The sequence below is a fragment of the Curtobacterium oceanosedimentum genome (assembly GCF_020297365.1).
Lineage (GTDB): Bacteria > Actinomycetota > Actinomycetes > Actinomycetales > Microbacteriaceae > Curtobacterium.
Window position 1 is genome coordinate 1 of sequence record NZ_JAIXIG010000003.1, and the last position, 25,920, is coordinate 25,920.

General features: G+C 72.9%; 21 protein-coding genes. 10 read left to right on the forward strand and 11 right to left on the reverse strand.

The genetic code is table 11. The features are described from left to right. Both LEL83_RS01625 and LEL83_RS01630 read left to right on the forward strand, forming a co-directional pair. On the forward strand, positions 1-2,542 hold a 2,542-nt coding region (locus LEL83_RS01625), incomplete at its 5' end, for a LamG-like jellyroll fold domain-containing protein (RefSeq protein WP_225557507.1). A gap of 151 nt (positions 2,543-2,693) precedes the next feature. Continuing rightward, positions 2,694-3,671 (forward strand): hypothetical protein, encoded by a 978-nt coding sequence (locus LEL83_RS01630; protein WP_225557508.1) that lies wholly within the window; start codon positions 2,694-2,696, stop codon positions 3,669-3,671. Between the two features lie 15 nt (positions 3,672-3,686). Here LEL83_RS01630 and LEL83_RS01635 read toward each other — a convergent pair whose 3' ends face one another. Together LEL83_RS01635 and LEL83_RS01640 are read right to left on the reverse strand one after the other, a co-directional pair. Continuing rightward, the gene (locus LEL83_RS01635) at positions 3,687-4,250 is read right to left on the reverse strand and encodes an arsenate reductase/protein-tyrosine-phosphatase family protein (RefSeq protein ID WP_225557509.1); all 564 of its coding nucleotides are present in this window, start codon (positions 4,248-4,250) and stop codon (positions 3,687-3,689) included. Further along, complete coding sequence (locus tag LEL83_RS01640) at positions 4,247-5,545, reverse strand: adenylosuccinate synthase (protein WP_225557510.1); 1,299 nt, start codon at positions 5,543-5,545, stop codon at positions 4,247-4,249. Before LEL83_RS01640 ends, LEL83_RS01635 begins: the two co-directional genes overlap by 4 nt. 209 nt (positions 5,546-5,754) lie before the next feature. Between LEL83_RS01640 and LEL83_RS01645 the strand changes: the two genes are divergently transcribed. Then, positions 5,755-5,928: an antitoxin gene (locus LEL83_RS01645; protein WP_225557511.1), complete on the forward strand. Its 174-nt coding sequence runs from the start codon at positions 5,755-5,757 to the stop codon at positions 5,926-5,928. A 106-nt stretch (positions 5,929-6,034) separates the two neighbouring features. On the opposite strand, the gene LEL83_RS01650 is transcribed toward LEL83_RS01645, so the two are convergent. Both LEL83_RS01650 and LEL83_RS01655 read right to left on the reverse strand, forming a co-directional pair. Further along, the gene (locus LEL83_RS01650) at positions 6,035-6,199 is read right to left on the reverse strand and encodes a hypothetical protein (RefSeq protein WP_198657622.1); all 165 of its coding nucleotides are present in this window, start codon (positions 6,197-6,199) and stop codon (positions 6,035-6,037) included. Positions 6,200-6,372: 173 nt separating this feature from the next. Next, entirely contained in the window at positions 6,373-10,062 is a 3,690-nt protein-coding gene (locus LEL83_RS01655) for a S8 family peptidase (protein ID WP_225557512.1), read from the reverse strand. A 157-nt stretch (positions 10,063-10,219) separates the two neighbouring features. Here LEL83_RS01655 and LEL83_RS01660 point away from each other — a divergent pair, with 157 nt between their 5' ends. Genes LEL83_RS01660 through LEL83_RS01670 form a run of 3 tightly spaced genes read left to right on the forward strand, consistent with a single transcriptional unit; the run spans position 10,220 to position 13,715 of the window. Then, positions 10,220-10,888 carry a TetR/AcrR family transcriptional regulator gene (locus LEL83_RS01660; RefSeq protein ID WP_198657620.1) on the forward strand — a complete coding sequence of 223 codons (669 nt, stop codon included), beginning with the start codon at positions 10,220-10,222 and terminating at the stop codon, positions 10,886-10,888. Next, positions 10,885-11,637, forward strand: coding sequence for a hypothetical protein (locus tag LEL83_RS01665; protein WP_225557513.1), 753 nt, complete (start codon positions 10,885-10,887; stop codon positions 11,635-11,637). Before LEL83_RS01660 ends, LEL83_RS01665 begins: the two co-directional genes overlap by 4 nt. Beyond that, positions 11,634-13,715 carry a YhgE/Pip domain-containing protein gene (locus tag LEL83_RS01670; RefSeq protein ID WP_225557514.1) on the forward strand — a complete coding sequence of 694 codons (2,082 nt, stop codon included), beginning with the start codon at positions 11,634-11,636 and terminating at the stop codon, positions 13,713-13,715. Before LEL83_RS01665 ends, LEL83_RS01670 begins: the two co-directional genes overlap by 4 nt. 122 nt (positions 13,716-13,837) lie before the next feature. Here the strand turns inward: LEL83_RS01670 and LEL83_RS16115 are convergent, their stop codons facing one another. After that, positions 13,838-14,377 carry an endonuclease domain-containing protein gene (locus LEL83_RS16115; RefSeq protein WP_225557515.1) on the reverse strand — a complete coding sequence of 180 codons (540 nt, stop codon included), beginning with the start codon at positions 14,375-14,377 and terminating at the stop codon, positions 13,838-13,840. A 635-nt stretch (positions 14,378-15,012) separates the two neighbouring features. Between LEL83_RS16115 and LEL83_RS01680 the strand changes: the two genes are divergently transcribed. Next, positions 15,013-16,002 (forward strand): LacI family DNA-binding transcriptional regulator, encoded by a 990-nt coding sequence (locus LEL83_RS01680; protein ID WP_198657616.1) that lies wholly within the window; start codon positions 15,013-15,015, stop codon positions 16,000-16,002. Positions 16,003-16,093: 91 nt separating this feature from the next. On the opposite strand, the gene LEL83_RS01685 is transcribed toward LEL83_RS01680, so the two are convergent. Together LEL83_RS01685 and LEL83_RS01690 are read right to left on the reverse strand one after the other, a co-directional pair. Further along, on the reverse strand, positions 16,094-16,783 hold the full coding sequence (locus LEL83_RS01685) for a TrmH family RNA methyltransferase (protein ID WP_225557516.1): 690 nt from the start codon (positions 16,781-16,783) through the stop codon (positions 16,094-16,096). Positions 16,784-16,820: 37 nt separating this feature from the next. After that, positions 16,821-17,513, reverse strand: coding sequence for a TetR/AcrR family transcriptional regulator (locus LEL83_RS01690; protein WP_225557517.1), 693 nt, complete (start codon positions 17,511-17,513; stop codon positions 16,821-16,823). A 178-nt stretch (positions 17,514-17,691) separates the two neighbouring features. On the opposite strand from LEL83_RS01690, the gene LEL83_RS01695 reads away from it, so the two are divergent. Beyond that, entirely contained in the window at positions 17,692-18,489 is a 798-nt protein-coding gene (locus LEL83_RS01695; protein WP_198657614.1) for an HAD-IIA family hydrolase, read from the forward strand. 39 nt (positions 18,490-18,528) lie between these two features. Here the strand turns inward: LEL83_RS01695 and LEL83_RS01700 are convergent, their stop codons facing one another. Then, positions 18,529-19,461, reverse strand: a complete 933-nt coding sequence (locus LEL83_RS01700; RefSeq protein ID WP_225557518.1) for a CPBP family intramembrane glutamic endopeptidase — start codon at positions 19,459-19,461, stop codon at positions 18,529-18,531. Positions 19,462-19,498: 37 nt separating this feature from the next. On the opposite strand from LEL83_RS01700, the gene LEL83_RS01705 reads away from it, so the two are divergent. Beyond that, positions 19,499-20,188: a metal-dependent transcriptional regulator gene (locus LEL83_RS01705; protein WP_225557519.1), complete on the forward strand. Its 690-nt coding sequence runs from the start codon at positions 19,499-19,501 to the stop codon at positions 20,186-20,188. A 269-nt stretch (positions 20,189-20,457) separates the two neighbouring features. Here LEL83_RS01705 and LEL83_RS01710 read toward each other — a convergent pair whose 3' ends face one another. The 3 genes from LEL83_RS01710 to pyrE form a co-directional block, all read right to left on the reverse strand. Next, the gene (locus LEL83_RS01710) at positions 20,458-21,102 is read right to left on the reverse strand and encodes a HEAT repeat domain-containing protein (RefSeq protein ID WP_225557520.1); all 645 of its coding nucleotides are present in this window, start codon (positions 21,100-21,102) and stop codon (positions 20,458-20,460) included. Between the two features lie 277 nt (positions 21,103-21,379). Beyond that, a complete protein-coding gene (locus tag LEL83_RS16120; RefSeq protein ID WP_225557521.1) occupies positions 21,380-23,602 on the reverse strand; it encodes a septum formation family protein in 2,223 nt (740 codons plus the stop codon). Further along, positions 23,599-24,150 carry an orotate phosphoribosyltransferase gene (gene pyrE / locus LEL83_RS01720; protein WP_198657609.1) on the reverse strand — a complete coding sequence of 184 codons (552 nt, stop codon included), beginning with the start codon at positions 24,148-24,150 and terminating at the stop codon, positions 23,599-23,601. The genes LEL83_RS16120 and pyrE overlap by 4 nt, the downstream gene beginning before the upstream one ends. Positions 24,151-24,245: 95 nt before the next feature. On the opposite strand from pyrE, the gene LEL83_RS01725 reads away from it, so the two are divergent. Next, on the forward strand, positions 24,246-25,913 hold the full coding sequence (locus LEL83_RS01725) for a hypothetical protein (protein ID WP_225557522.1): 1,668 nt from the start codon (positions 24,246-24,248) through the stop codon (positions 25,911-25,913). Positions 25,914-25,920 lie beyond the last annotated feature (7 nt).

Below are 25,920 nucleotides of genomic sequence, written 5' to 3' on the forward strand. Positions count from 1 at the left end.
CGTCGGCGTCCCCCTCCTGACCCCCGCCCCCGCTCCGGCTGCCGCCGCCGAGGACCTCGCGTCCCGCTTCACCCTCGCGGTGCTGCCGGACACGCAGTTCTACTCGCGCTACTCGGCGTCGCAGTTCGTGCCGCGCTACGGCGACGACCCGTTCCACGTGCAGACGCAGTGGCTCGCCGACAACGCCGACGACCTGCGCATCCCGTTCGTGACGCACGTCGGCGACGTCGTCGACCAGGTCGGCCAGGCCGGCGAGTGGCAGGCAGCCGACCGGGCGATGTCCGTGCTCGACGACGCCGGGCTGCCGTACAGCGTGACGACCGGCAACCACGACGTGCGGAACTCCGCCGACACCGTGTTCGACACCTCGTACGACCTGGCCGCCGAGCCGTACCTGCAGACCTTCCCGGCGTCCCGCGCGGCCGGGCAGCCGACCGTCGAGTCCGGCACGGACCGCACCGGGCTGAGCCAGTTCCACGTGTTCGAGGCCGAGGGGCAGCGCTTCCTGTCGCTCGCGCTGCCGTGGCGTGCCTCGGACGAGACCCTGGCCTGGGCGAACCGCGTGATCGCCGACCACCCCACCCTGCCGACGATCCTCACCTCGCACGAGGTCATCAACATCGCCACCGACGGCCTCACCGCGGTGGACACGGCCTACGGCGAGCGCCTGTGGAAGAACGTCATCGCGCCGAACGACCAGGTGTTCCTGACCCTCAACGGCCACTTCCACGGGTCCACGTGGAAGAGCCGCACGAACGACGCCGGGCACGCCGTCACGCAGGTGCTCATCGACCACCAGATGGACTACGAGGGCGGCGACGGCTACCTCGGCCTGATGGAGTTCGACCTGACCAACGGCACGCTCGCCATGCAGACCGCGTCGCCGTGGGTGACGTGGAAGCCGACCGAGACGCTGACCTCGTACGACCAGCCGCTGCTCGACGGCGCGAACCAGCGCTACACGGTGCCCGTCGACTTCCGAACCCGGTTCGCCGGCTTCGCGCCGGACTTCCGCGCCGGCACCCCCGACGAGCCGCCGCTGATCGACCGCGCCCGCGCGATGCTGCTCGACGGCTTCCAGGGCGCACCGCCCGTCACGACCGAGCTGCCCGGCGGACGTGCCGACCACACCGTGGTCGACGGCACCCTGGCCTGGTGGCGTCCCGGTGAGCAGGAGCCCGGCACCCTGGCTCCCGGCAGTACCGTCGCCGACGTCGTCGGTGACGCCGACCTCACCCGCATGACCCACGCCGAGTCCGGCTCCCCGACCGCGCAGGACGGCGACGTCACGATCGTGCCGGAGGCCCACCCGCTGTCGTCGGACGGCGCCGGCCTGTGCTTCGCGAACGCCGACAAGGCCGCGAAGCGCTTCAGCGCGCTGACCTCGCCCGGTGACACGACCGTCGACCGTGCGACGTTCCCCGACGGCTACACGATCGAGACGTTCCTCGAGGTCGACCCGTCCTGGACCGACGGCGCGAACTCGTGGTCGAAGGCGATCGTCCGCAGTGGCAACCGCTCGCAGATCGGCGTGCCGCAGACCCGCTGGGACTGGACGGCATCGCCCGCCGCGCTCGGCATCTCGAACCTCAAGGAGTTCCAGTGGACCGAGGTCACGGCGGACCCGGCGAAGGGTGACCGCACGGCCTGGTCCGGCGAGATCATCCCGGGCCGGTGGCTGCACGTCGCGCTCGTGAACGACGTGGACGCCCGCACCACGACGATGTACGTCGACGGCGCCCCGGTGCTCCGCAACGCCACGGACACCGGCGGCCAGACCGTGCAGGACGGCATGCCGTGGCTGTTCGGCAGCGACTGGGTCGACGACGCCGCCACGAACGGTTGGAACGGCTGCATCGGCGAGACCCGCGTGGTCGACCACCCGATCGGTGCCGAGTCGTGGATGACCGCGCGCGCCGACCTCGACGCGCTGACCGTCGACGCACCCGGCACCGAGGTCGCTCCGAGCACGATCACGGGGTCCGGCCACCCGGGCGCCACGGTCACGCTCTCCGGCGCGGTCGACGGCAGCACCGAGGTCGCCGAGGACGGCACCTGGTCGGTAGACGTCGCCGGCGAGGACGGCGACGTCGTCCGGGCAGCGGCCCTCGTCCGCGCCGCGGCGACCGGCGAGGCTCGGGCGGTGCAGTCGATCGGCACCCGCAGCGGGGACCCAGTCGCGTTCGCGGTCGCCCTGCCGGACGACGCCGACCCGACCGACCCGACGCCGACCGACCCGGCCCCGACCGACCCCGCGTCGCCCGCTCCCGGCGGCGGCACCGGTGGCGGCGGCGGCACCGGTGGCGGCGACGGGACGGGTGCCGGCGGCTCGCAGTCCCCCGCGCCGGGCACCGCGCTGCCGGGCGCGGACGGACCGGGCGCCGGTGACGGCACCGCTCCGCAGGGCGACCTCGCCTTCACCGGTGCGCACGGCCTGGGCCTGCTCGGGGTGACGGCGCTCCTGCTGCTCGCCGCGGGGACCGCGGTCCTCGTCCGCCGGCGGCTGGCCACGCTGCCCCGCGTCACGCCGACGGACCAGTAGCGACACACGGACGGGAGGCACGGTGCGGGCGCGCGCCGTGCCTCCCGTCCGTCGTCCGGTCGCGGCACACGACCCGCCCACCGGGACGGGGTGCGCGGACGCGCCGACGCGGGACGGCCCTGCGGGGCGGTCCACGTGGTGAGGTGGACCCATGACCGACGAGCTCGTGCCGTGGTTGGTCGCCGGGGGGCTCGCCGTCGTGGTGGTCGTCCTGGTGGTCCTGCTGCGGCGACACCGCACCGCCGCCCGCTCCGAGCTCGACGCCGCCGACCGGGCGCGCCGGGACGAACTCGCGCAGCGCGAGGCGGCGCACCGCGACGAGACCGCCCGCATCGAGGCGGACCGTGCGGCGCAGGTCGAGGCCGCGGAGTCCCGCCGTCGCGACGCCGTCTCCGAAGCCGAGGAGAGCCGTGCGCTCCTGCGCCGGGGCATGAAGTGGGAGGAGGCGTCGGAACAGGCGATCCTCCGGGCCTGCCGTGCCGCGGGGGTGAGCGGCGTGCTCATGACGAACGTCGTCTTCGTGCCCGTCGGCGAGACCGAGCAGGGATCACGGCGGACGTTCGTGGCACAGGCCGACCACGTGCTGGTCTCCGAGTCCGGGCGGGGCCTGGTGATCGAGAGCAAGCGGTGGGGCGGCATCGTGTTCGACGGGCGTCGGCCGAGCGAGGTCCACCCGGCGTTCCGCAACCTGGTCGACGAGTCGTCCCTCGTGCCGCCGTTCGCCGTCCAGGTGCAGAGCCGGACCGTGCTGAACGCCGACGAGGAGGCCGAGAACTGGTGGCGCGTGCGGGTGCAGGCCAAGAGCGCCTCCCCCGCTCAGCAGGTCCGCCAGCAGGCCCGTCGGCTCGCACGCTTCGTCGACGAGCGGACGGGTGTCTCCCGCACGTGGTTCGACACCTGCGTGTTCTACTCGTCGCCGACGGCCACCGCCTTCGTGCAGGCGGAGGACCGCAGCGGCACCGTGGCCACGAGCATCGTGACGAACGACCACGAGCTGCAGTCGGCGCTCGCGGCCTGGGCGGCGAAGGACTCCGTGCCGAACCGGGCGCGGGCCGACGCGGTCGTGCGGGTCCTGGCCGGGCAGGGCGCCCACGCGATCACGGTCGGGAACTACCGCCTGCCGGAGTGAGCGGCCGGTCGGCGCTCAGGACACGGCGCGCAACGCGTCGGCGATGGTGACCAGCGCCGAGTCGATCTCGTCGGCGACCCGCACGTGCGTGGACTCCGAGCGGCGGTAGGGGTCCTCGACGTCGTCGGCGGCCGGGTCGGCGGGCGGCGGCACCACACCGCGGAGTCGGGCGACCCGTTCCACGAGCTCCTGCGGCGACCCGACGTCGGCCAGGTCCCCCGGCTCGAGCCCGTCGATGACCCGCGCGAACTGCTTGATCGTGAACGCACGCTTCGACGCCCGGGGCGCCAGCCCCACCGCGGCGGCACGGTGTGACCGCTCCGCCGTCAGGACGAGGTCGGCCGACGCAACGATCTCGGGCGTCAGGTACCGCGACCGGTGTCCGGACGGGTCGCCGCCCAGCCGCACGGACTGCGCCGCGGCGGCGGCGTCCATCGGGGCGCCGTCCTGGGCGATGGTGCCGGCCGACTCGACCACGAACGCGGGTGCGTCCGGGCCGAGTCGCGCCGTCAGGACCTGCGCGCCGAGCGGCGACCGGCAGATGTTGCCGCTGCAGACGAACAGGACCCGCACGGTCACGCGGCGGCGTCGCCGAGCAGGTCGTGCCGCACGACGATCGCGTCTCGGCCCGGGCCGACACCGATGGCCGAGATCCGTGCGCCGGACATCGCCTCGACCGCGAGCACGTAGTCCTGGGCGTTCTTCGGCAGGTCCTCGAACGAGCGGGCGCCGGTGATGTCCTCGGTCCAGCCGGGGAACTCCTGGTAGACGGGCTTCGCGTGGTGGAAGTCCGACTGGTTGACCGGGACCTCGTCGACACGGACGCCGTCGACCTCGTAGGCCACGCACACCGGGATCGTCTCGAGCCCGGTCAGGACGTCGAGCTTGGTGAGCACGAAGTCGGTCACGCCGTTGACGCGGGCGGTGTAGCGGGCGATCGGGGCGTCGTACCAGCCGCAGCGGCGCGGGCGCCCCGTGGTGGTGCCGAACTCGAAGCCGTTGGCGCGCAGGAACTCGCCCGACTCGTCGAACAGCTCGGTCGGGAACGGACCGGCACCGACGCGGGTCGTGTACGCCTTGACGATGCCGATGATGCGCTCGAGCCGCCCGGGGCCGATGCCGGAACCCGTCGCAGCACCGCCGGCCGTGGCGGAGGACGACGTGACGAACGGGTACGTGCCGTGGTCGACGTCGAGCATGGTGGCCTGACCGGCCTCGAACAGGACGGTCTCGCCGCGCTCGAGCGCCCGGTGGATCTCGAGTCCGGTGTCGGCGACCATGGGCCGCAGGCGCTCGGCGAAGGACAGCAGCGACTCGACCACTTCCTCCGCGTCGATCGCACGGCGGTTGAACACCTTGACCAGCAGGTGGTTCTTCTGGTCGAGGGCCGCCTCGACCTTCTGGCGCAGGATGTTCTCGTCGAAGATGTCCTGGATCCGGATGCCGACGCGGTTGATCTTGTCGGCGTAGGTCGGCCCGATGCCGCGGCCGGTCGTGCCGATCTGACGCTTGCCGAGGAACCGCTCGGTCACCTTGTCGATGGTGCGGTGGTAGTGCGTGATGACGTGCGCGTTCGCCGACACGAGCAGCTTCGACACGTCGACGCCGCGGGCGCGCAGGGCGTCGAGCTCCTGGAACAGGACCTCGAGGTCGACGACCACGCCGTTGCCGATGACCGGGGTGACCCCGGGCGTCAGGATGCCGGAGGGCAGCAGGTGCAGCGCGTACTTCTCGCCGCCGACGACGACCGTGTGCCCGGCGTTGTTGCCGCCGTTGAACTTGACGACGTAGTCGATGCGGGAGCCGAGGAGGTCGGTGGCCTTCCCCTTGCCCTCGTCGCCCCACTGGGCGCCGATGATGACTGCTGCGGGCATCTGGTTCTCCTCACGTTGGCGGAGGACCGCACACGGCCGTCCGGGCCGGTGGTCCACCCGAGTCTATCGGCTGGACACCTCCGCGCCACCCGGTGTGACGCACGGAGCCGCGTTCCGCCCCTGTCCGCATCCGGCACACCTGGGTGCCCGTCCGGGGCGGCCGGAGCACGGTCGGACGCGTCAGATCCCACCATCGGAAGGAGCACGACATGAGCGACCTCGGCGACAAGGCGAAGGACTTCGCGAACAGCGACAAGGGCGAGCAGGCGACGGACGCCGGTCTCGGCAAGGCCGGCGACGCAGCCGACAAGGCGACCGGCGGCGGCCACGGCGACCAGATCGACAAGGCGGAGCACGCCGCCGACGACAAGATCGGCAACTGACGTCCGCGACGTCCCCACCAACGCAACAGGAGGCGCGGTGCCAGCTGGCACCGCGCCTCCTGTTGCGTCGACCGTCGCGTCGAGCGCGACGCGACCGACCCCGGGGTCAGCTCCGGAAGAAGTCCTGGTAGGACGGATCGCCCACGGGCTGCGAGTGCCCGGGCTCCGCCAGCCGCTGCTCGATCATCGCCTGGATGACGTCGGGCGGGGTGAGTCCACGACGGCGCCACTCGACCGGGTTGGACCGGAGCTGCTTCAGCGTGTTCTGCATGCCTGCAACACTGGCAGCACTTCACTAGTTTGTCTAACTACCTGTCCTGTAGGCGCACCACCCGGAGTGCCCGGTGCGCCCGGTTCGCTTCGTGAGCAGAAGATGTCGGGTCCGAACTCGGGACCCGACATCTTCTGCTCACCATGTGCGCGCGAGCGGCGCGCTACCACGCCCTAGCGGCGCGTGACCTTCGCGGTCGCCTTCGACTTCGCCGTGCCGTCCGCGTAGCCGGAGGCGTGCGCGGTGACCACGACGCTCATCCGGTGCCCGAGGTCGGACGAACCGAGCTTGTACTTCGTGCCGGTGGCCTGCTCGACGACCTTGCCGTCGCGCAACCACTGGTACTTGTACGTCGCCTTGGTCGTGCTCCACGTGCCGTGCTTCGCCGCCAGGGTCGATCCGACCTTCGGGGTCCCGCTCACCGTCACCGCGCTGCCCTTCGCCAGCGCGAGCGTCGGGGGGATCACCGTGATCGTCGACGTGTCGGCCTGCTTGCCCGCGGCGTTGCCCAGGTGCAGCACCAGCACGGTGGCCTTGGTGACACCCGAGGCTCGGGTGACCGTGAGCGAGCCAGCGTCGGCGAACAGCGTGCCGGTCGTACCCCGCTGCGAGAACGTCAGCGCCGGCTTCGACGGGTCGAACGAAGCCGTCCGGGTCTCGTCCACCACCGAGGAACCGCTGGTCGCGGCGCCCGGGGCGTAGGCCGACTCGGTGAGCACCGAGTAGTCGAACTTCGACGAGGCGCCGATGACCGATCCACCGACGGTCAGCACCTTGACGGAGCTGTCGAAGGTGTTCACGTCCTGACCGGGCGCTCCGCCGTTGAGCGGCTGCGCGTCGACCGTCTTGCCGGTGGCCAGGTCGACGGTCGTGGCGAACGTCGCGTCCACCGTCGCCGACTTGGCGTCGTAGACCAGGTAGTCCGGCTCGCCGTCACGGTCGGTGTCGATGAGGACCTCGACGTTGGTCACGGCGCCGGGGTTGGCGTCGGGGCCGTCGGTCTGCACGCCGAAGGCGAGCGTGTCGGACGCCTTGTCGTACGCGGCACCGAACGAGCGGACGTCAGCGGCCCGCAGCGAGCGCGTCGCCGCACCCTCCGGGAACTCCTCCGCCGGGTCCGTGCCACCGAGCACGAACGGGGCGACGGTGGAGCGGTACCCGCTGGTCAGGCCGCCCTGGTCGAACGTGCGGCCCTTCAGGGTGAGCTCCGCCGACTTGCCGGGGCCCGTGAAGGGCACGGTCGTCCGCGCACGGACGGCGCTGACCGGCTTCGGGGCCACGTAGGTCCCGACGCGCAGCGGCACGGCCGTCGTGTCGGTCGGCGTGAGGGCCACGACCCCCGAGGCCGCGGTCACGAACTCGCGCTGGTAGCCCTGCTGCACGGCATCCTGCGTCGGGTCGATCACGCGGCGCAGCTGCGTCGGGTCGGCGACGGAGAACGTCACCTTCACCGTCGCGGTGCGGTTCGCCGGGACGGTGACCCGCTCCTTGTCGAGCGTGAGCGTCACACCGGGCTGCGTCACCTGCGGCAGGTACGCCACGTCGTAGGTGTGCGCGACGCCGTCGGTGTTGGCGATCTGCAGGGTGCGGGTGTCGCTGGTCGCGCCGGCGACCTCGACGACGCCGAACGAGGCGGTGACGAGCAGGTCGTTCTCGACGCTCCGCACGGTGGTGCCGGCGTTCACGGCCTGCAGGGCGTCGACACGGCCGGTGCCCTGGCGGAGCAGGGTCGCCGAACGGTTGCCGTCCTTCACGTCGTGCGTCGCGGTGTTCATGAGTGCCGCCTTGACCTGCGGTGCGGTCCACTCGGGGTGCGACTGGAACGTCAGCGCCGCGATGCCCGCGACGTCCGGCGTGGCCATCGAGGTGCCGCTCATCGACATGCGGCCGTCACCGGTGCCGTTGGCCGCCGAGATCACGTTGACCCCGGGGCCGGCGATGTCCGGCTTGACGATGTCGTTGAACGACCCGTGCACGCCCCGGCTGGTGAACGGCGCGAGCGTGTTCACGGCCTCCGGGTCGGTGGCGAGCTCGAAGCCCTGCAGCTCCTCGGCGAAGCGCACGTGCAGCGTGCCCGCCGTCGCGGCGGCCTGGAGGCTCGTCACGGCATCGCGCGTCAGCTCGGCACCCGGGATGGTCGCGTTGCCACCGATGCCAGAGTCGAACGTGTTGATCGTGCCCGCCAGGAGCACGCCGACGCCGCCCGCGGCCTCGACGTTGCCGAAGCGCACGCCGGAACCGCACTCGAGTGCGCCGTCCGTCCACTTCAGCCAGACCACCTTGCCGGCGATCCGGGCTGCCTCGTCGGCGCTGAACGCCGCGCAGCCGTCGATGTTCGTGGTCGGGACGACGACGTCGCCCTCGACCGGCAGCTCGCCCTGGAAGTTCTGCGAGTACTGCGCGCGGTAGGTCTTCGCGACGTCGCTCGGTGCGGTGACCTCGACGCCGTCGTACAGCGACTGCCCGGTGGCGCTCGCGGCGACGGTGAGGGCACCCTCGGCGTTGCCCGGGGAGCCACCGATGTCGGTGAAGTCGTCGGCGTTGCCCGAGGCGATCACGGGGAGCACCCCGCGCGCGGTCAGGGCGTCGATCTTCGCGTTGTCGGGGTCGTCCGGTGCGCCGTAGTCGGAGCCGAGCGACAGGTTCAGGACGTTGATGTCCTTGCCCTCGGTGAGCGCCTGGCCCACCCAGTCGAGCGCGGCACCGGTGACGTCGGTCGAGCCGCCGTTGTCGCCGAACACCTTGAGGGCGTACAGACCGGCCTCGGGCGCGGTGCCCGGGCCGATCCACATGTCCTGCACCTGCTGGTTGGTGAGCTCGGTGTAGTCACCGTCGAACCGCTGCTTGTCGGCGGTCAGGCCGTACCCGGCGATCGAACCGGCCACGTGGGTGCCGTGGTCGCCGCCCCTGCCGTCGATCGGGTTCGCGTCGGGCGCGGGCACCGGGTCGTAGGCGTCGGGGTCCGTCGGGTCCGCGTTGTAGGTGGCGCCGGCGAAGTCGTACCCGCCGAGGAACTTCGACGCGTCGTACAGGCTGGCGTCCGGAGCGCCACCGCTGGCGTCCGCCAGGGCCTGCTGGTAGGCGGCCGTGGTGCCGGGGCCGCCGAAGTCGGCCTGGGTGTAGTCGAGCCCGGTGTCGAGGACCGCGACGTTGACGCCCTCGCCGGTGTGCCCGGTCTGCTGCCACGCGTCGAGCGCACGGGTGTAGACGTCGCTCGCGGCGTTCTTCGGCGCGACACCGTCGGCACCGGGCTGCACGAGGCTCGGGTCCACGCCCGAGGGAGCGACGCCCGCGTCCGGCAGGACCGTCGGCTCGACGATCTTCTTCGGGGTGAGCGGGATGATGCTCGCCACGTCGGAGCGCTTCGCGAGCTGTTGGAACGCGTCGACGTCGGCGACGACCGCGACACCGGGGACGGTGTACTCCGTCGCGTACAGCTCCGTCGCGTCGGCGTCGGCCCGCTCGACGGCCGAGCGCACGGCCTCGACCGTCGACTGGATCGCCTTGACGCGGTTCTTGGCGGCCGACGACGGCGCGCGGGAACCGGACAGGTCGCCGCCCTTCGCCTCGGCGTCGACCTCGAGGGCGCCCTGGCCGGTCGTGCGGATGAACGCCGCGACCGTCTTCGTCGGCTTGGCGTCCCGCAGCGGTGCGGCGAGCTTGAGGTCCGCCACGGACTGTCCGGCCGGAGCAGCGGAAGCCGCACCCCCGACGGCGAGACCGCCGCACGCCAGGGTCGCGGCGGCGATGCCGGCGGTCAGGACGCGTGCGACGCGGTGGGAGGAGGGGTTCGGGTTCGGGTTCGGGTTCGGGTTCTGGTTCGGGTTCTGGTTCGGGTTCTGGTTCGGTGTTGCACGGTTCAAAGAGGGCACTCCTGGCTCAGTCCGTGGTTCGCATGAGATTCCTGTGAAGCTATGCGTTCGCTCTCAGGTCGCACAGTCCGCACTTCGGGGGACACCCCCGTCCGGGGGTCGTCACTGCTAACTTGCACAGGCTTGTGCACGTTATTACGATGAAGGCGTGACAACCGCTGACCAGCCCGTGCGCTCACCCCGCCGCGATGCCGCCGAGAACCGTGCAGCGCTCCTCGACGCCGCACGCACCTGCCTGCAGCGCGACCCGGACGCCTCCATCGAGACGATCGCCGCCGCCGCCGGGCTGTCGCGCCGTGCGGTGTACGGACACTTCCCGTCGCGCGACGACCTGGTGCGCGAACTCGTGACCACCGGCGCCGCCCGCATCGCCGCCGCCATGCCCACCACCTCGGACCTGCAGGAGCTCCCGCCCGCGGCCCGGCTGGCCGCCATCGCGGTGACGCTCTGGACCGAGGTCTCGCACGTCCGCTCGATGGCCCGGGTCGCCGTCCGCAGCCCCTTCGTCGAGCCGGTCGCCGCCGTGTTCGCTCCCCTGCGTGCCCAGGTGCGCGAGGCCTGCGCCCTCGGCATCGCCGACGGGACGATGCGCGACGACGTCGACCCCGCCACGCTCGGGCGACTGGTCGAGGGCGCCTGCATCACCGTGCTCGACGAGGCCACCCGCTCCGGCACGACCGACGAGGACGGCCGACGCATGGTCGTGGTGTCCGCCCTGGGGGTCGCCGGGATCGACTGGCGCACCGCCCTGCTGTCCGAACCCGCGAGCCCGGCCCGCGTCCCCGCTCCCGATGCCGCTCAGGAGGACCACGCATGACGCTCGAACTCGACCACGTCGGCATCGGCGAGGAGCCCGGCGCCGCACTGCCCGTCGTCTCCGCCGTCGCCGCGCCCGGACGCCCCGGCGTCGTGGCCGTCGAGACGGAGCAGTCCCCCGTGCTCGCGTCCCTCGTCGCCGGTGGGCGCATGCGACCCGACACCGGCCGCCTGCTGCTCGACGGCCACGAGGACCCGGCCGCCGTCCGCCGCTCCGTCGCCCTGGTGGACACCCCCGGGGTCGCCGAACCGTTCCCGGTGCTGCGTCTCGAGCAGATCGTGCGCGAGGAACTCGCCTTCGCCGGACGCCGGCCGAACCGCGAGCACGTCACCACCGTGCTCGACGAACTCGGGCTGCGGCAGTACGCCGCCACCCCCGTGCAGCGCGTCCCCACGGCCGTGCGCATCCGGCTGCTCGTCGAGCTCGCCCTGCTGCGCGACGGTGTCACCGGTCTGGTCGTCACCTCGCCCGAACGCCACGGCGGCGCCGTCGAGGAGTGGTTCCAGGTGCTCCGCGACGTCGCGCGACGGGACGTGACCGTCGTGCTCGTGACCTCCAAGGCCGCCGCGGCGACCGTCGAGCGTCTGCTCGACACCGTCGAGCCGCTCGACCGCGTCGATCCGATCGACCCCACCCAGACCGAGGACCCCGAGGACGTGGCCCGACCTGCCGGAACCGAGCCGGGCCTCCCGTCCGCTCCGTCCGGCACCGCAGATCCCGCAACCGTCCCGACGGAGGCAACCACGTGACCACCACCTCGCTCGTCCGCGCAGAACTCGCGCGGCTCACCGCGACCCCGCTCGCACGCCTGGCGTTCATCGCGCTGATGATCGTGCCGCTGCTGTACGGCGGCGCCTACCTGTGGGCGAACCGCGACCCCTACGCCAAGCTCGACCAGATCCCCGCCGCGATCGTGGACCTCGACGCCGGGGCGACCCTCGACGGCGACCACGTCGACTACGGCGAGGACGTCACGAAGGAAGCCGTCGACGGCGGCGACTTCGACTGGACGACGACCGACGCGGCCGACGCGCGTTCCGGCGTGCGGAACGGCACCTACGACTTCGTCGTCACGATCCCGCACGACTTCTCCGAGCGCCTGGCGTCCGCGCGGTCCGACGACCCCGCGCAGGCGGAGCTCGTCCTGACCACCGCCGACACGAACTCGTACCTGGCATCGACCATCGCCGAGCAGGCGGGCAAGACCATGCGCGCCGCCGTGACCGAGCGCGTCGGCAAGCAGGCGGCGAAGACCCTGCTCGTCGGGCTCGCCGACGTGCGCGACAGCCTCGGCGACGCCGTCGACGGGGCCGACCAGCTCGCATCCGGAACCGCGAAGGCGGACAGGGGTGCGCACGAGCTCGCCGACGGCACCAGCAAGCTGTCGTCCGGTGCGGCGGAACTCGCGTCCGGCACGGCCGACCTGCCGTCGCAGACCCAGCAGCTGGACAGCGGTGCGCAGCAGGTGGCGTCCGGGGCCTCGACCCTGGCGTCCGGGCTGGCCAGCGCACAGGAGCAGACGGCGGCACTGCCGTCGCAGACGCAGCAGTTGAACGCGGGAGCGCAGCAGGTCGCGGCCGGCAACGAGAGGCTCGCCGACACGGTCGACTCGTACAGCGCCGACGTCGAGTCGCTCCAGCCCCTCGACGCACAGACCCTCATCTCGGGCATCACCGACAACCTGCCCGAGGGCGTCGAGCTCACCGAGGAACAGCAGGCTGCCCTGCAGTCGACCGTCACCGACGCAGTCACCCGGGTCAACACCGCCGGCGCCTCGGCAAAGAGCACCTACGAGTCGACCAAGTCGTCGGTGGACAAGCTCCGTGACGGCTCCGCACAGGTCGCGGCCGGCACGTCGTCGCTCGCCTCCGCGGCGCCGACGCTCGCGTCCGGCATCTCCTCGGCGGCGACGGGTGCGTCGACGCTCGCAACGGGAGCCGCGAAGGTGGCCGACGGCACGTCGACGCTGGCTTCGGCTGCTCCGGCCCTGTCGTCGGGTGCATCCCAGCTCGCGACCGGCACGGAGTCCGCCGACCAGGGCGCTTCGTCGCTCGCGTCCGGGTTGGACGAGCTGAAGACCGGGTCGTCGAAGCTCGCGAAGTCGCTCGACCAGGGCCGCACGAAGATCCCCGCGTCGGACGCGTCGCAGCGCGAGGACCAGGCGTCCGTCATCTCCGACCCGGTCAGCGTCGGGGACGACAACATCGCCGCCGCGTCGAACTACGGGGCGGGTCTCGCGCCGTTCTTCATCTCGCTCGCCGCCTGGATCGGCATGTACGCGCTGTTCCTCATCCTCAAGCCGATCTCGAAGCGGGCCATCACGGCGGTGCGGAAGCCCCTGTCCGTCGTGTTCGGTGGCTGGCTGACCCCGGCGCTGCTCGGCCTGGTGCAGATGGTGGCGCTGTTCGCCATCGTGCGGTTCGCCCTCGACCTGGACGTCGTGCACACCGCCGGGACGATCGGCATCATGGTGCTGGCCTCGATGACCTTCGCGGCGATCATCATGGCGCTGAACGTGCTGCTCGGCTCGGTGGGGCAGTTCCTCGGCCTGGTGCTCATGCTCGTGCAGCTCGTCACCGCCGGCGGGACGTTCCCGTGGCAGACGCTGCCCGGGCCGTTGGCGGCGCTGCACTTCGCGCTGCCGATGACGTACTCCGTCGACGCGATCCGGCAGACGATGTACGGCGGCAACCTCGGCGCCGCGTGGTCGGACGCCGGCGTGCTGCTCTGCTGGCTGCTCGGGGCGTTGCTCGTGTCGTACGTGGTGACGGCCCGGCAGACCCGGTCCCGCACGTTGCGCGACCTGCGCCCGAGCCTGATCGGGTAGCGCGGGCGGGGGCGGGGCTTCGTGCGCTTCGTGCGCTTCGTGCGCTCGGTGCGGCCCCCGCCCCGCGAGCGCCGAGTGAGCAGAAGACTCCGGGTTGCCCACAGCGACCCGGCGTTCTCTGCTCACTCGACATGGCGCGCACGACGAGCGAGGAGCGCCGCGAGGTGTTCGAGCGCTCCCTGCGCATGCCCGCTCAGGTCGGACTTCGTCCACCGCACGACCGCCCAGCCGAGGCGCTCCATCTCGCGGTAACGGCGGAGGTCTCGCCCCCACTGCTCGGCGTCGGTCCGGTGGTGGTCGCCCTCGTACTCGATCACGATGCGCTGCTCCGGGTACGCCATGTCCACACGACCGACGAACCGTCCCGCCTCGTCGAGGATCTCGACCTGCAGCTCGGGCTCCGGCAGCCCCGCTCGGACGATCGCCAGACGTGCCCGGGTCTCCTGGGGAGAACCGGCTCCGACCCGCACCAGCTCGATCGCTGCACGCAGGTTCCGGATGCCCCGTCGACTGCCGGCCCCGACGAGCGCCGTGGCGAGGTCCTCCAGCCGGGTCGAACACCGCCGCGCGGACACGATCGCATCGCCGAGGACGACGAGTTCGTCGACGGTGAGCAACGCGCCGCACTCGATCCACGCGGTCGCCGGGCTGCTCGCCGGCACACCCCACCGTTGCCGGACGACGGCGCGCTCGGGCTGGACCCGATGCCCGATCACACCGGCACGTCGGGGCTGCGCCTGCGGCAGGATGCTGCTGATGTGGACGGGCGCGGCAGCGGCAGTCGGGACCGGTAACTCCCACAACACCGCTGCCGACACGTGGCTGATGAACTGGCCGCGGAGCAGGATCGGTCCGAGTGCCCGAATGCGCTGGACCGCGTCGGGCGGATCGTGCCGGGGCCAGCGGATGGACCGCGTCGGACACACGAGGTCGCCGCGCTGGAGTCGGTGACGGGGAACGCCCGCGCGGTCGGCGCGGCCGACGTCGAACGCACGACCGCGCAGCGAGGGTGGGAGTGGCTGTGCACGCATACCCGACACCTTCGGGTCCCCGCTCCCCGCACCGCCCGGAGAACGCGTGATCCGTGCACGAGTCGCGCCGCGCCTCCCATGTGGAGGACAAGGGTGCCCCTCGAGTGAGCAGAAGACGACGGGTGAGCACCGGCCACCCGTCGTCTTCTGCTCACTCGGCGCCCGCCGCGCGAGCGGGACGAGCCCGCCGCGAACGGGACGGCGCCCGCCGCGACCGCCCCCACGCTACGATCGACGCACGAACCAACGGAGGGTCGGAGCGCACCATGGGAGACGGCAAGCCCGCCACCATCTACGACGTGGCCGCGCGCGCCGGGGTCTCCAAGTCACTCGTGTCCCTCGTGCTGCAGCGCTCCCCCCGGGTGAGCGACCAGCGCCGGGCCGCCGTGCTGCAGGCGATCCAGGAGCTCGACTACCGCCCCTCCACCGCGGCCGTCTCGCTCGCCGGCACCCGCAGCCGCACGGTCGGCGTGGTGCTCGACGACTTCCGCAACCAGTGGTTCGTCGACCTGCTCACCGGCCTGCGCGAGAGCCTGCAGGACCAGGGGCACCGGCTCGTGGTGGCCGACCGGTTCCTCAACACGGGGCTCGACGCGTCACCGGTCGAGGGCTTCCTGTCGATGCGTGTCGAGGGCATCGTCATCGCGGGCGAACCGACGACGGACCTCGCCGTCCCCGCCTCGATGCCGCTCGTCATCGCCGGCGGTCGGGTGTCGATCCCCCGCGCCGACACCGTCGCCAACGACGACCGTGCCGGGGGCGCGATCGCGGCGGAGCACCTGCTCGGCCTCGGGCACACGCGCCTCGGCTTCGTCGGCGCGGCCTCGGCGGCATCGGCCGAACGGCGCACCGGCTTCCTCCAGGCGACGAGCGGCCGAGCCACGGTCGTCGACACCGTGCTGCCCGGTGAGCCCACCGAGGCGGCCGGCTCGCAGGCACTGGCCGCCCTGCTCGACGAACACCCCGACGTCACCGCCGTCTTCGCCGCGAACGACGTCATGGCACTCGGCGCCATGTCCGAACTCGCCGCGCGGGGACTCCGCGTCCCCGAGGACGTCTCGGTCATCGGCTACGACGACACCCCCGTCGCCGCGATGCGATACGTCGGCCTGACGAGCATCGACGACCGCAGCGTCGAGATCGGCCGCGGCGCCGGCGAGCGCCTGCTCGCCCGCATCGCGGACCCGGGCACCGCCGCGACGGAACTCCTGGTGGAACCCCGTCTGGTCGCCCGGCGCACCACCGCCGCACGCTGACGCATCGGCTGGGAGGCCCGTCCCACCTCCGCCCCGCCCGATCCGCGAGCCGGGATGGTCGCGTCCAGGGCCAGCACTCGCGCCCGCCCGCTCAGGGAGCGTCCGGCAACCGGGCGTGCTGGACGACCCAGGAGTGCATGACGATCGCAGCCGCCGCCGACGCGTTGATGCTCCGCGTCGACCCGAACTGCGTGATCTCCAGGTGTCCGTCCGCACCCGCGACGGCCTCGTCGGTCAGGCCGGGGCCCTCCTGCCCGAACAGGAACACGCAGCGCTCGGGGATCGTCGCGGTCTCGATGCGCTCGGCCCCCGGGGTGTTGTCGATCGCGATCACCGGGCGCCCGTCCTCGGCCATCGCGGCGAGGAAGGACTCGACGTCGGGGTGGGAGCGGACGTGCTGGTACCGGTCGGTGACCATCGCGCCCCGCTTGTTCCACCGCCGTCGCCCGATGATGTGCACGGTGCCGGCGAGGAACGCGTTCGCGCTCCGGACGATCGACCCGATGTTCAGGTCGTGCTGCCAGTTCTCGATCGCGACGTCGAACGCGTGCCGGCGGGTGTCGAGGTCGGCGACGATGGCGTCCATCGACCAGTAGCGGTACCGGTCGATCACGTTCCGGGAGTCCCCGGCCGCCAGCAGCTCGGGGTCGAGCCGCGGATCGTCGGGCCACGGTTCCGGGTGCGGCCCGACGCCGTTGGACGTCAACTCGTGCGACGGCGACGGCGAGGGCGACGACGACGACTCCTGCTGCGGGGACGGCTGGTCGTCGTGCTCGGTCACCGACCCAGCGTACGGGCCGCCGGGCGCCGCTCCGCCGTCAGGACCGGGCGCCGGACGCGATGCGGGACTCGATGCCCGCGATCAGGATGTCGAGCCCGAGCGCGAACCGGTCGTCGTACGAGTGCTCCCCGAGGATCTCGCCGACGAGTCGGTGCCGCTCGGGACGCCCGGCCTCGGAGTCGCCGCGGCCCACCTGCACCCCGGCGTGCCCGACCACGAAGTCGTACACGACGAAGAACGTGTACATCGCCTCGGCCGGGGGCAGTCCGGCATCCTCGAGTGCCCCGACGACCTTCGCCACGACCGCGTCGGACTCGGTCGAGGCCAGGGGCGCCCGCTGGCTGTGCGACTCGAGCACGAGCGGGTGGGTGCGCATGAGGTCACGGAAGGTCGTGGCGAAGGTCCGCACGACCGCGTGCCACTCGTCCGGCCAGACGAACGTGGCGGTGAACTCGTCGACGGTGCGGCGCACGAGTTCGGCGTGCAGGTCGTCGAGGCCGCCGATCGTGCGGTGCACCGTCATCGGCGCGACGCCGAGCCGCACCCCGAGGGCGCGGAAGGACAGTCGGTCGAGCCCGTCCTCGTTCGCGATCGTCGTCGCGGCGTCCACCACCTGCTCCCGCGAGAGCACGTTCGGCCGACCTCTGCGTCGTCGCGGCGCCACCTCCACCTCGGCCGACACCGGGGTGGGTCGGGGCGTGGCGGACGGGGATCCGGGTTCGACGAGCACGAGGGGGCCTCCTTGATTCGGTACGTGTCCCGAAAAGCGTAGAGCAAAAGCCGACTGCGATTCGGTGTCTCGACCATCCCGGGTCCGGCAGCGGCGCGCAAGAGCCGCTCCGAGCCTCCCGGCCCTTTCCGAGCCGGCCCCGAGGCGGGCCGCACGCGCCGCCCAGTAGGGTGAGCCCATGGCGACCCGAGACGACGTCGAGTGCTGGCTGACCGACATGGACGGCGTGCTCGTCCACGAGAACCAGGCGCTCCCGGGGGCACCGGAGCTCATCCAGCAGTGGCTCGACGACGGCACCGAGTTCCTCGTCCTGACGAACAACTCGATCTTCACGCCGCGTGACTTGAGCGCCCGGCTCCGCAGCTCCGGCCTGCACGTGCCCGAGGACCGGATCTGGACGAGCGCCCTGGCGACCGCCGACTTCTGCCGATCGCAGATGCCCGGCGGTTCGGCCTTCGTGATCGGCGAGGCGGGCATGACCACCGCCCTGCACGAGGCCGGCTTCATCATGACCGAGACCGCGCCCGACTACGTCGTCGTGGGCGAGACCCGGAACTACTCGTTCGAGGCGATCACCAAGGCCGTCCGCCTGATCCGCGACGGCGCCCGGTTCATCGTGACGAACCCCGACGCCACCGGCCCGAGCGCCGAGGGCGTCCTGCCGGCCACGGGTGCGATCGCGGCGATGATCGAGAAGGCGACCGGCAAGCAGCCCTACGTCGTCGGCAAGCCGAACCCGATGATGTTCCGCTCGGCGATGAACCGCATCGGTGCGCACTCCGAGAACACCGGCATGATCGGCGACCGGATGGACACCGACGTGCAGGCCGGCATCGAGGCGGGGCTGCACACCGTCCTCGTCATGACGGGCATCAGCGACCAGGCCGAGATCGACCGGTACCCGTTCCGTCCGAGCGAGGTCATCGCCGGCGTGCACGAGCTGGTGCGCACCGAGCCGTTCGAGGTCGAGCTCTAGCACCGAGCGCCCGGCGGGCAACGCCCGGCACTCGCGCGCTCAGCGCGCAGTCCGGGCTACGTCCGTGCCCACGGCAGATCCTGCGGCCGCCGTCGGGAACGCACCACGGGCCTCCAGGCCGGAGGCCGCCATCGGCGGCACCGTCCGCCACCGTCGCCGCAACCGCCGCGGCCCGTCGTCGGCCCACGCGACCATCCCGCCCGCCACGACGCCGAAGGCCAGGACGGCGAACGAGAACAGCCCGACCAGGCCGAGCAGCAGCAGCCGCTCACGGTCGGACGGGTCGACGGTCGCCGAGAACCCGATCGACCCGAAGTTCCAGAACGCGTGCAGCAGCATCGGCGCCACGAGCGAGCCGGTCAGCCGCCGCGCCACGTACAGGGTCGACCCGAACGAGGCCGCGAACACGACCTGGATCAGCGTCGGGGCGATGCCGGCCCCGGCGAGCGCGTTGAGCAGGTGCAGCAGCCCGAACAGCACGCAGGACAGCGCCCACACCCCGACCTCCGGCAGCCGGCGCCGCAGGCCGACGAGCAGGGTGCCGCGGGCCAGCAGCTCCTCGAAGACCCCGACGAACAGCACGCCCACGGCGAGCAACAGGAAGTAGTGCGGAGGCAGCGCGGTCCAGTCGACGAGCGGCAGGCGGACCACGCACACCACCAGCACGAGGACCGGCGCGATCACGGTCCAGCGCAGCCGGGTGCGGGTCCGGTCCACCATCGTGATGCGCCACCAGCCGAGGGCACTGACGAACAGGGCGAGCGCGACGAGGGCGATGCCCTCCGGGACGACGAGCGCGTGCACGACGCTGTCGACGGTGTGGCCGAGGGTCGCGTAGTCGTCGCTCGGGCGGGAGCGCCACGCGCTGATCGCCGCGAAGACCACGATCGGGGTGAGCCCGAGCAGCAGTGACGCCGGGACCGGCCAGCGACGACGACGGGGTCGGGCGGTGGCGGGGTCGTTCGTGGTCACCTCACGGTTGTACCAGGCGGCACGTACGATTGACGGTATGCGCCTGCCCTCCCTGTCGACCATGGCGGAGGACTACGTCAAGCTCGTCTGGAAGGCCGGCGAGCGCGGCGGGCAGGGCCTGGCGACGCGGGACATCGCCGCGGCGCTCGGGGTGTCGGCCTCGACGGTGTCGGGCAACCTCCGGAAGCTCGACCGGGACGGCCTGATCGAGCACACCCCGTACTACGGCGTCGTGCTCACGCCGCTCGGGCAGCAGGTCGCCGTCGCGATGGTCCGACGCCACCGGCTGATCGAGACGTTCCTGGTCGAACGGCTCGGCTACTCGTGGGACGAGGTCCACGCCGAGGCCGAGGCGCTCGAGCACGCGGTCTCGGAGCAGTTCCTCGACCGGGTGGACGCCGACCTCGGGCACCCGACGCACGACCCGCACGGCGACCCGATCCCCGCGGCGGACGGCAGCGTGCCCGCCTCGCCCGGCACCCTGCTCGGCGCGGTCGAGCCGGGGTCGTGCGGCACCGTCGACCGGGTGTCCGACGACGACCCGTCGCTGCTGCGGTACTTCGACGAGCTCGGGGTGGGTCTCGGCACGCACCTGCGCGTCGAGCGGGTGCGCGACTACGCCGGCGTCATCGCGGTGTCGCGGCGCTCCACCGACGGCTCGGAGTCGCTCGTCGACCTGCCGGCGGCGGCTGCCTCGGCCATCTGGCTGGCGCCCGACGGCGACTGACCGTCGCGGGCGCGTCGGTCCGGTCGGTCGGTCGGTCTGGTCGGTCTGGTCGGTCTGGTCGGTCTGGTCGGTCTGGTCCGACCGGTCGGGACACCCCGCTCACTCCCGCCGACGGGTCACGAACGGTCGCCCAGGAGCCCCGCAGGCGACGGTTCGCGACCACTCGGCGCGCAGCGCACGGGGCGTCGGACGGGAGGCCCGGATCACGCCCGCCACGCGCGTCCGGTCCGGTGCTCCCAGCGATCGTCGGGTGGTCACCGCCTGTCGGCTCAGCCCTTGACGGAGCGGGTGCGGCCGAGGGCGACCTCGCGCCGGGCCCGTTCGAGCGCGAGCTCCGACGCGGCACCCGGGTCGTGGAGCAGGCGCTCAGTCTCGCGCACGTGCTCCCGGACGGCGTCGGTCCCCCGGTCGGCGGCCGCGGCGAGGACCGGTGCGACGGTGTCCTCGCCGAGTCCCGCCAGGGCCCGCGACAGGCTGAGCCGGCGATCCCGGTCGCCGACACCGAGCTGCACCGCGAGGGTCCGCGCGAGCGACGCCCGCTCCTCGTCGGGCACCAGCGCGACGGCCGTCCGCCACGCGGCACGGAGCACCTCGTCGTCGCGGTCGCCGAGCAGCGGCCGGACCGCCGGCCACGCCTCGGGATCGCCGATCTTGGACAGCGTGTGCAGCGCCTGGCTGCGGGCCTGGGGCTCGGGGCGGTCGAGCTCCGGCAGGACGCGGGCGACGACGGCGTCGGCGGGGTGCCGGGTCAGCGCCCAGGTGAGCATGTCGCGGACGAAGAAGTCCGGTTCGGTCGCGCACTGTGCCACGAGGACGTCGAGGTCCTCCGTGTCCGGCGTGGTGCCCGCGGCCATCACGGCCTGCAGGCGCACGGAGGATCGCGGGTCGGCGAGGGCTTCGGTGAGCACGGTCATCCCTCCATCGAAGTCCCTCGGGCCGGGGCCGTGTCAAGGTCGGGGGTCGGTGGCGGCCGGCGAGGGTGCTCCCGCCGTCCGAGCACCCGCGACGCGACGATGTCGTTGTCGTACGACGTCGGCACCGTCGTTCCGAGTCGGTCCCGGTGGCGACCGTCTGCCCCGGCACCCGCTGACGCTCGCGGTGCGACGATGTCGTTGTCGTGCGACGTCGGCACCGTCGTCCCGAGTCCGTCGCCGCAGGCCAGCCAGCCAGTCAGCCCGACCGACCCGCCGCCTACGCTCCCGGCGCCAGCGACCCCGTCAACGGCTGCCCCGACGACCGCGTCACGAAGCACGAAATGAACCGGTTGCCCTGGTCCCACGTCGCCTGGTCCGGCGCGTACGACCCCTGCACCTGCACGTCGCCCAGCGGCGCCGCTGCCGACGCGTTCAGCGCCGCGTCCGACTGGCACCGGTCCGCGGCCTGGGTCGCCAGGGCCTCGGCGCCCGGGTAGGCATCGCCCTCGACCGACAGGCGCGCGGTCAACTGCCCGATGTGCGGGGTCGCGCAGTCGACGACCGTGAAGGTCTGCGACCAGGCGTTCGTGAACGGCGACAGGCACTCGCCGCCGGCCAGGTCCGTCCACACGTGCTCACCCGGCTGCGCCGGCGTCGTCGCGAACTGGAGCGTGGCCGCGGGGGCCTCGGCCGCGTCCGACTGCGGAGCCGAGGGCGCGGCGGACGGTGTCGCGGGCGCCGACGAGGCCGCGGCCACCGGGGACTTCGTCGGCACGACCTGATCGGCCAGGTTGTTGCCGAGGATCCACTTCGACAGCAGGAACACCAGCACGATGAGCACGAGGATCAGGGCGATCGACCCGTAGATCAACAGCTGCTTGCCGCGCTTGCCCTCGTTCCGCAGGCGGCCGAAGCCCTCGTTGATGAAGTTGTCCCGCTCGCCCGCTGGTCGCTCGGACGGGCCCGAGGCACCCGTGCCCGGGTCCGCGGCGGCACGCGCGGGCGACGCTGCCGGACCAGCGGCGGTCGAGGCCGTGGCGGCGGGCATCATCCGCGTCCCGGTGTCGGCCGGGTCGTACCCGGTGTCGGCGAGCTGCCCGACGGCCTCGGTGCCGAACAGGTCCTTGATGGCGCTCGTGTCGCTCGTCTCGCGGCCGTCCCACTCGGACTGGTCCAGGTCGTCCGGAGCGGCGGCGGGCAGGGACGTCGGCTGGGCACCGGTGTCATCGCCGCGGAGCCCGAGCACGGCGTCCAGGTCCTGACCCACCGCGGACGGCAGGTGCGTCGTGCGGGTCTGGTCGGCGGCGGGCTCGACGAGCGGCGGGACCGCGGACGGCGCATCGGTCGCGGCGGCGTCGGACCCGGCGTCGGACTCGGCCTCGTCCTGCGACCACCACGGCGTCCCGGCCACCGGCAGTGCCGTGGTCGGTGCGTCGGTCGCATCCGCGTCGCCCCCACCGTCCACCGGCGGAACCGGCGCGTCGGGAACGGCCGGCGGGACCGGCGGCGCAGCAGCAGCGGCCGGCGGCACCGGGGCCGGCACGGCGGGCGGGACGGGGTACGTGCGCGGGGCCTGCGGGACACCACCGACGGGGGTGTCCACCTCGCCTGCGACGACCTCGTCCTCGTCGTCGGACTCGTCGGCGAGCGACCACGACCCCGCGGACAGCGCCGTGGTGTCGAAGGAGTCCGTGGTGAGCGTCGCGGGGACCTCGCCGGCCTCGTCGTCGCGGATCGCCCAGTCGAACGGCCGGTCGGCGCCGCCGGGCTGCGCGGCCGTCGACCCGGTGTCCGACAGGCGGAGCAGCTCGGTGAAGGTCGGGGGCTCCTCGGTCGGCGGCAGCACGTTCTCGACGCCGACGGGCTGCGGCACCACGGGGGCGACGGGCTCGGGGTGGGAGCCGGTGGCGCGGCCGAGCCAGTCGACGTCGGCACGGCCCTCGCCGAACGGGTCGACCCGACGGCGCTCGTCCTCGATGGCCCTCGACGCGGCGGCACGCTCGTCACGGTGGGTCTGCGCGGTGGGCAGCACGATCGACGATGGGTGCGGCGCGGTGGAGGCGGGCGGCACGTCGGACGCCGCGGGGATCCGATCGTGCAGGGTGGAGCGCTCGTGCTCGGCAGCGGCCTCGGGGTTCACCGAGGGCGCGCGGAGCTCGTCGGGCATCGAGATCGCCTGCGTCGCCCCGTCGTCGAGCGTCGGAGCGGGAACAGCAGGAGCCGCAGGAGCCGCAGGAGCACCGTCCTCGCCCTCGGCCACGAACGGCTCGGGCAGCGGTGCACCGGTCTCCTTCGCGGTGCGCTCGGCCTCGCGGCGCTCCCGTCGGGACGGCCAGTCGTCGGCGCCCCGGGGTGCCCCGAAGATGTCCGCGGCACTGCGGAGACCGTGGAACGGAGCGTCCGTGCCGGACGCACGCCGAGCCTCCAGGCCGTCGTCCCCGTCTGCCGGGCCGGCGGTGCCGTCGGGTTCGTGTGCGTCCTCCGGACGCTCCCCGCTCACGCGGTCAGCCCCAGATCAGCCAACCCGATGGCCGCGAAGTACGGGTACCCGGCCGCTTCGATGGTCTCCTTCGCACCGGTGTCGCGGTCGACGACCACCGCGACGGCTGCGACGATCGCGCCCTCTCGCTCGAGCGCCTCGGCCGCCTTGAGCGGTGAGCCACCGGTGGTGGAGGTGTCCTCGAGCACGACGACGCGCTTGCCCTGCAGGTCCGGGCCCTCGACCTGCTTGCCGCGACCGTGGTCCTTGGGCTCCTTGCGGACGACGAACGCGTCGTAGGACAGCCCCTGCGCTGCGGCCTGGTGCAGGACCGCGCTGGCGATGGGGTCGGCGCCCATGGTGAGCCCGCCGACCGCGGAGACGTCCGGCACCTGCTGCACGAGCTCGGTCATGACCTGCCCGATGAGCGGGGCGACCCGGTGGTCCAGGCTGACCTTGCGCAGGTCGATGTAGTACGTCGCCTTCTTCCCGCTGGTCAGGGTGAAGTCGCCGTGGAACACCGCTTCGGCGGAGATGTACTGGATCAACTGTTCGCGCGCGTCGGTCACAGCCCACAAGGGTAGTCGTTCCGCCTCGCCGTGCGCTCCCCCAGCCCGTGGGGTGTGGATGCCGACACCGAGGCGCCCTCGGTACGCTCCGGGACATGTCCCGAGCACCGCGCCGCGCCGCCGTCGGCGCGGCTCCGTCCGGCGGCCGTCGGCCCGCCGACGTGGCCGTCACGGTCGGACGGGAGGCCCTGGGCGCCCTGGTCGCGCTGGCCCTGGCCGTCATCGCGTTGCGTCACGTCATCGCGACGGATCGGGTCGCCCTGCTCTGGTACGACGGCGACTCGGTGCTGCTGCCGCTCGTCGAGCGCTCGCTGCAGGCCGGGCAGCCGTTCGAGTGGGCGATGTCCCCGGCGCTGTTCTTCTTCCCCGAGCTGCCCGTCTACCTGCTGTGCTCGCTGGTGACGGGCACGCCGCAGCAGGCGCTCGCGCTGAACGGCGTGCTCGTGCTCCTCGCCCTGTACGCGCTCGTGCGGGCGGCGGCGAACGAGCTGATGCCGTCGGCGGGGCGTCCGGCGCGGATCGCGGTGTCCGCCGGGGCGCTCGGCGTCGTCACGCTGCTGGTGCTCACCGAGTCGACGGCAACGGCGACCTCGCTCGAACTGGCGTCCCTGCTGCTCACGACGACCTACTACTACGGCACGGTGCTGGCGATGCTCGGCAGCGCGGTGCTCGTGCTCCGGGCGGTCCGGCTCGGCCGAGCGTCGGTGCCCCTGCTCGTGACGCTCGGCCTGGTGGCCGTCTGCTCGACGGCGTCCAACCCGCTGTTCGTGCCGTGGTCGGCGGCGCCCGTCGTGGTCACGCTCGTCCTGCTGGCACTGGCGCGTCGGGTGCCGTGGCGGCCGGCCGGCCTGCTCGCCGTGACCGTCACGGTCGCGTCGGTCGTCGGGTACCTGCTGCGGATCCCGCTGCGTCCGTTCGTCTCGATCGACCCCGCGAGCTACGTGCGACCCTCCCGGGCCGGCCAGACCCTCGGCTTCTTCGCCGCACTGACCGACGACCGAGCCGGGTCGGCGCAGGGCGACGCCGGGCTGCTGCTGCTCTTCGCCGGGGTGCTCGTCGCCATCGGCGGCACCGTCTGGGCCTGGCGGGTCCGGACGGCGCGGACGGTGCTCGTCGCGACGGTGCTGCCCGTGGTGACGGTGGTGGCGGTGTCGGTCGGGGTCGTCGTGGCGGGCTCGGAGACACCGCGCTACCTGCAGCCGGTCGTCACCGCGCCACTGCTCGCCCTGGTCGCGGTGGCGGAGCTCACCCGCACGGCGGTCCGGCGCACGCGGGTGCACCGTCGGTACCGCGGCGTGCAAGCCACCGTCGTCGTCGCGATGGCCGTCGTGCTCGTCGCCGGCGTCGCGGTGACCCCGGCGACGACCGGGGCGGTCGCGGCTGCGCGGTACACGCCGGCGTCGTGCCTGGACCGGTGGGCCGACGGCCGCGACGTGACCGGCGTCGGACAGTTCTGGACGGTGCGCCCGCTCGCCGCCCACGCCTCGCCGGGCGTCGAGCTCCTGCAGGTCCGCGACACGTTCGAGACGTACCCGTGGCTCGTCGACCTCGGCGCCTACCGCGACGCCGAGCCGACCTTCGTGGTCGTGGGGTCGCGGGACCTCTGGACCACCGCGGTCGAGGACTCGCTCGGCGCCCCCGCGACCATCACCCACTGCACGGGATTCGACGTCTACGACTACGCCGGCACCGCGGGCGCCGACGTGCTGCGGCGCGACGTCGTCGGCAGCGCCGACGTGATCCGCCGGGAGCGCGGCTTCTGAAGTTGTC

Excerpts from the sequence above, each read along its gene's own strand:
- LEL83_RS01650 (WP_198657622.1), bottom strand. The coding sequence starts at position 6,199 with ATGCAGAACACGCTGAAGCAGCTCCGGTCCAACCCGGTCGAGTGGCGC.
- LEL83_RS01710 (WP_225557520.1), bottom strand. The coding sequence starts at position 21,102 with ATGACCGTGCTCACCGAAGCCCTCGCCGACCCGCGATCCTCCGTGCGC.
- LEL83_RS01695 (WP_198657614.1), top strand. The coding sequence starts at position 17,692 with ATGGCGACCCGAGACGACGTCGAGTGCTGGCTGACCGACATGGACGGC.
- LEL83_RS01640 (WP_225557510.1), bottom strand. The coding sequence starts at position 5,545 with ATGCCCGCAGCAGTCATCATCGGCGCCCAGTGGGGCGACGAGGGCAAG.
- LEL83_RS01680 (WP_198657616.1), top strand. The coding sequence starts at position 15,013 with ATGGGAGACGGCAAGCCCGCCACCATCTACGACGTGGCCGCGCGCGCC.
- LEL83_RS01705 (WP_225557519.1), top strand. The coding sequence starts at position 19,499 with ATGCGCCTGCCCTCCCTGTCGACCATGGCGGAGGACTACGTCAAGCTC.
- LEL83_RS01665 (WP_225557513.1), top strand. The coding sequence starts at position 10,885 with ATGACGCTCGAACTCGACCACGTCGGCATCGGCGAGGAGCCCGGCGCC.
- LEL83_RS01645 (WP_225557511.1), top strand. The coding sequence starts at position 5,755 with ATGAGCGACCTCGGCGACAAGGCGAAGGACTTCGCGAACAGCGACAAG.
- LEL83_RS01725 (WP_225557522.1), top strand. The coding sequence starts at position 24,246 with ATGTCCCGAGCACCGCGCCGCGCCGCCGTCGGCGCGGCTCCGTCCGGC.
- LEL83_RS01630 (WP_225557508.1), top strand. The coding sequence starts at position 2,694 with ATGACCGACGAGCTCGTGCCGTGGTTGGTCGCCGGGGGGCTCGCCGTC.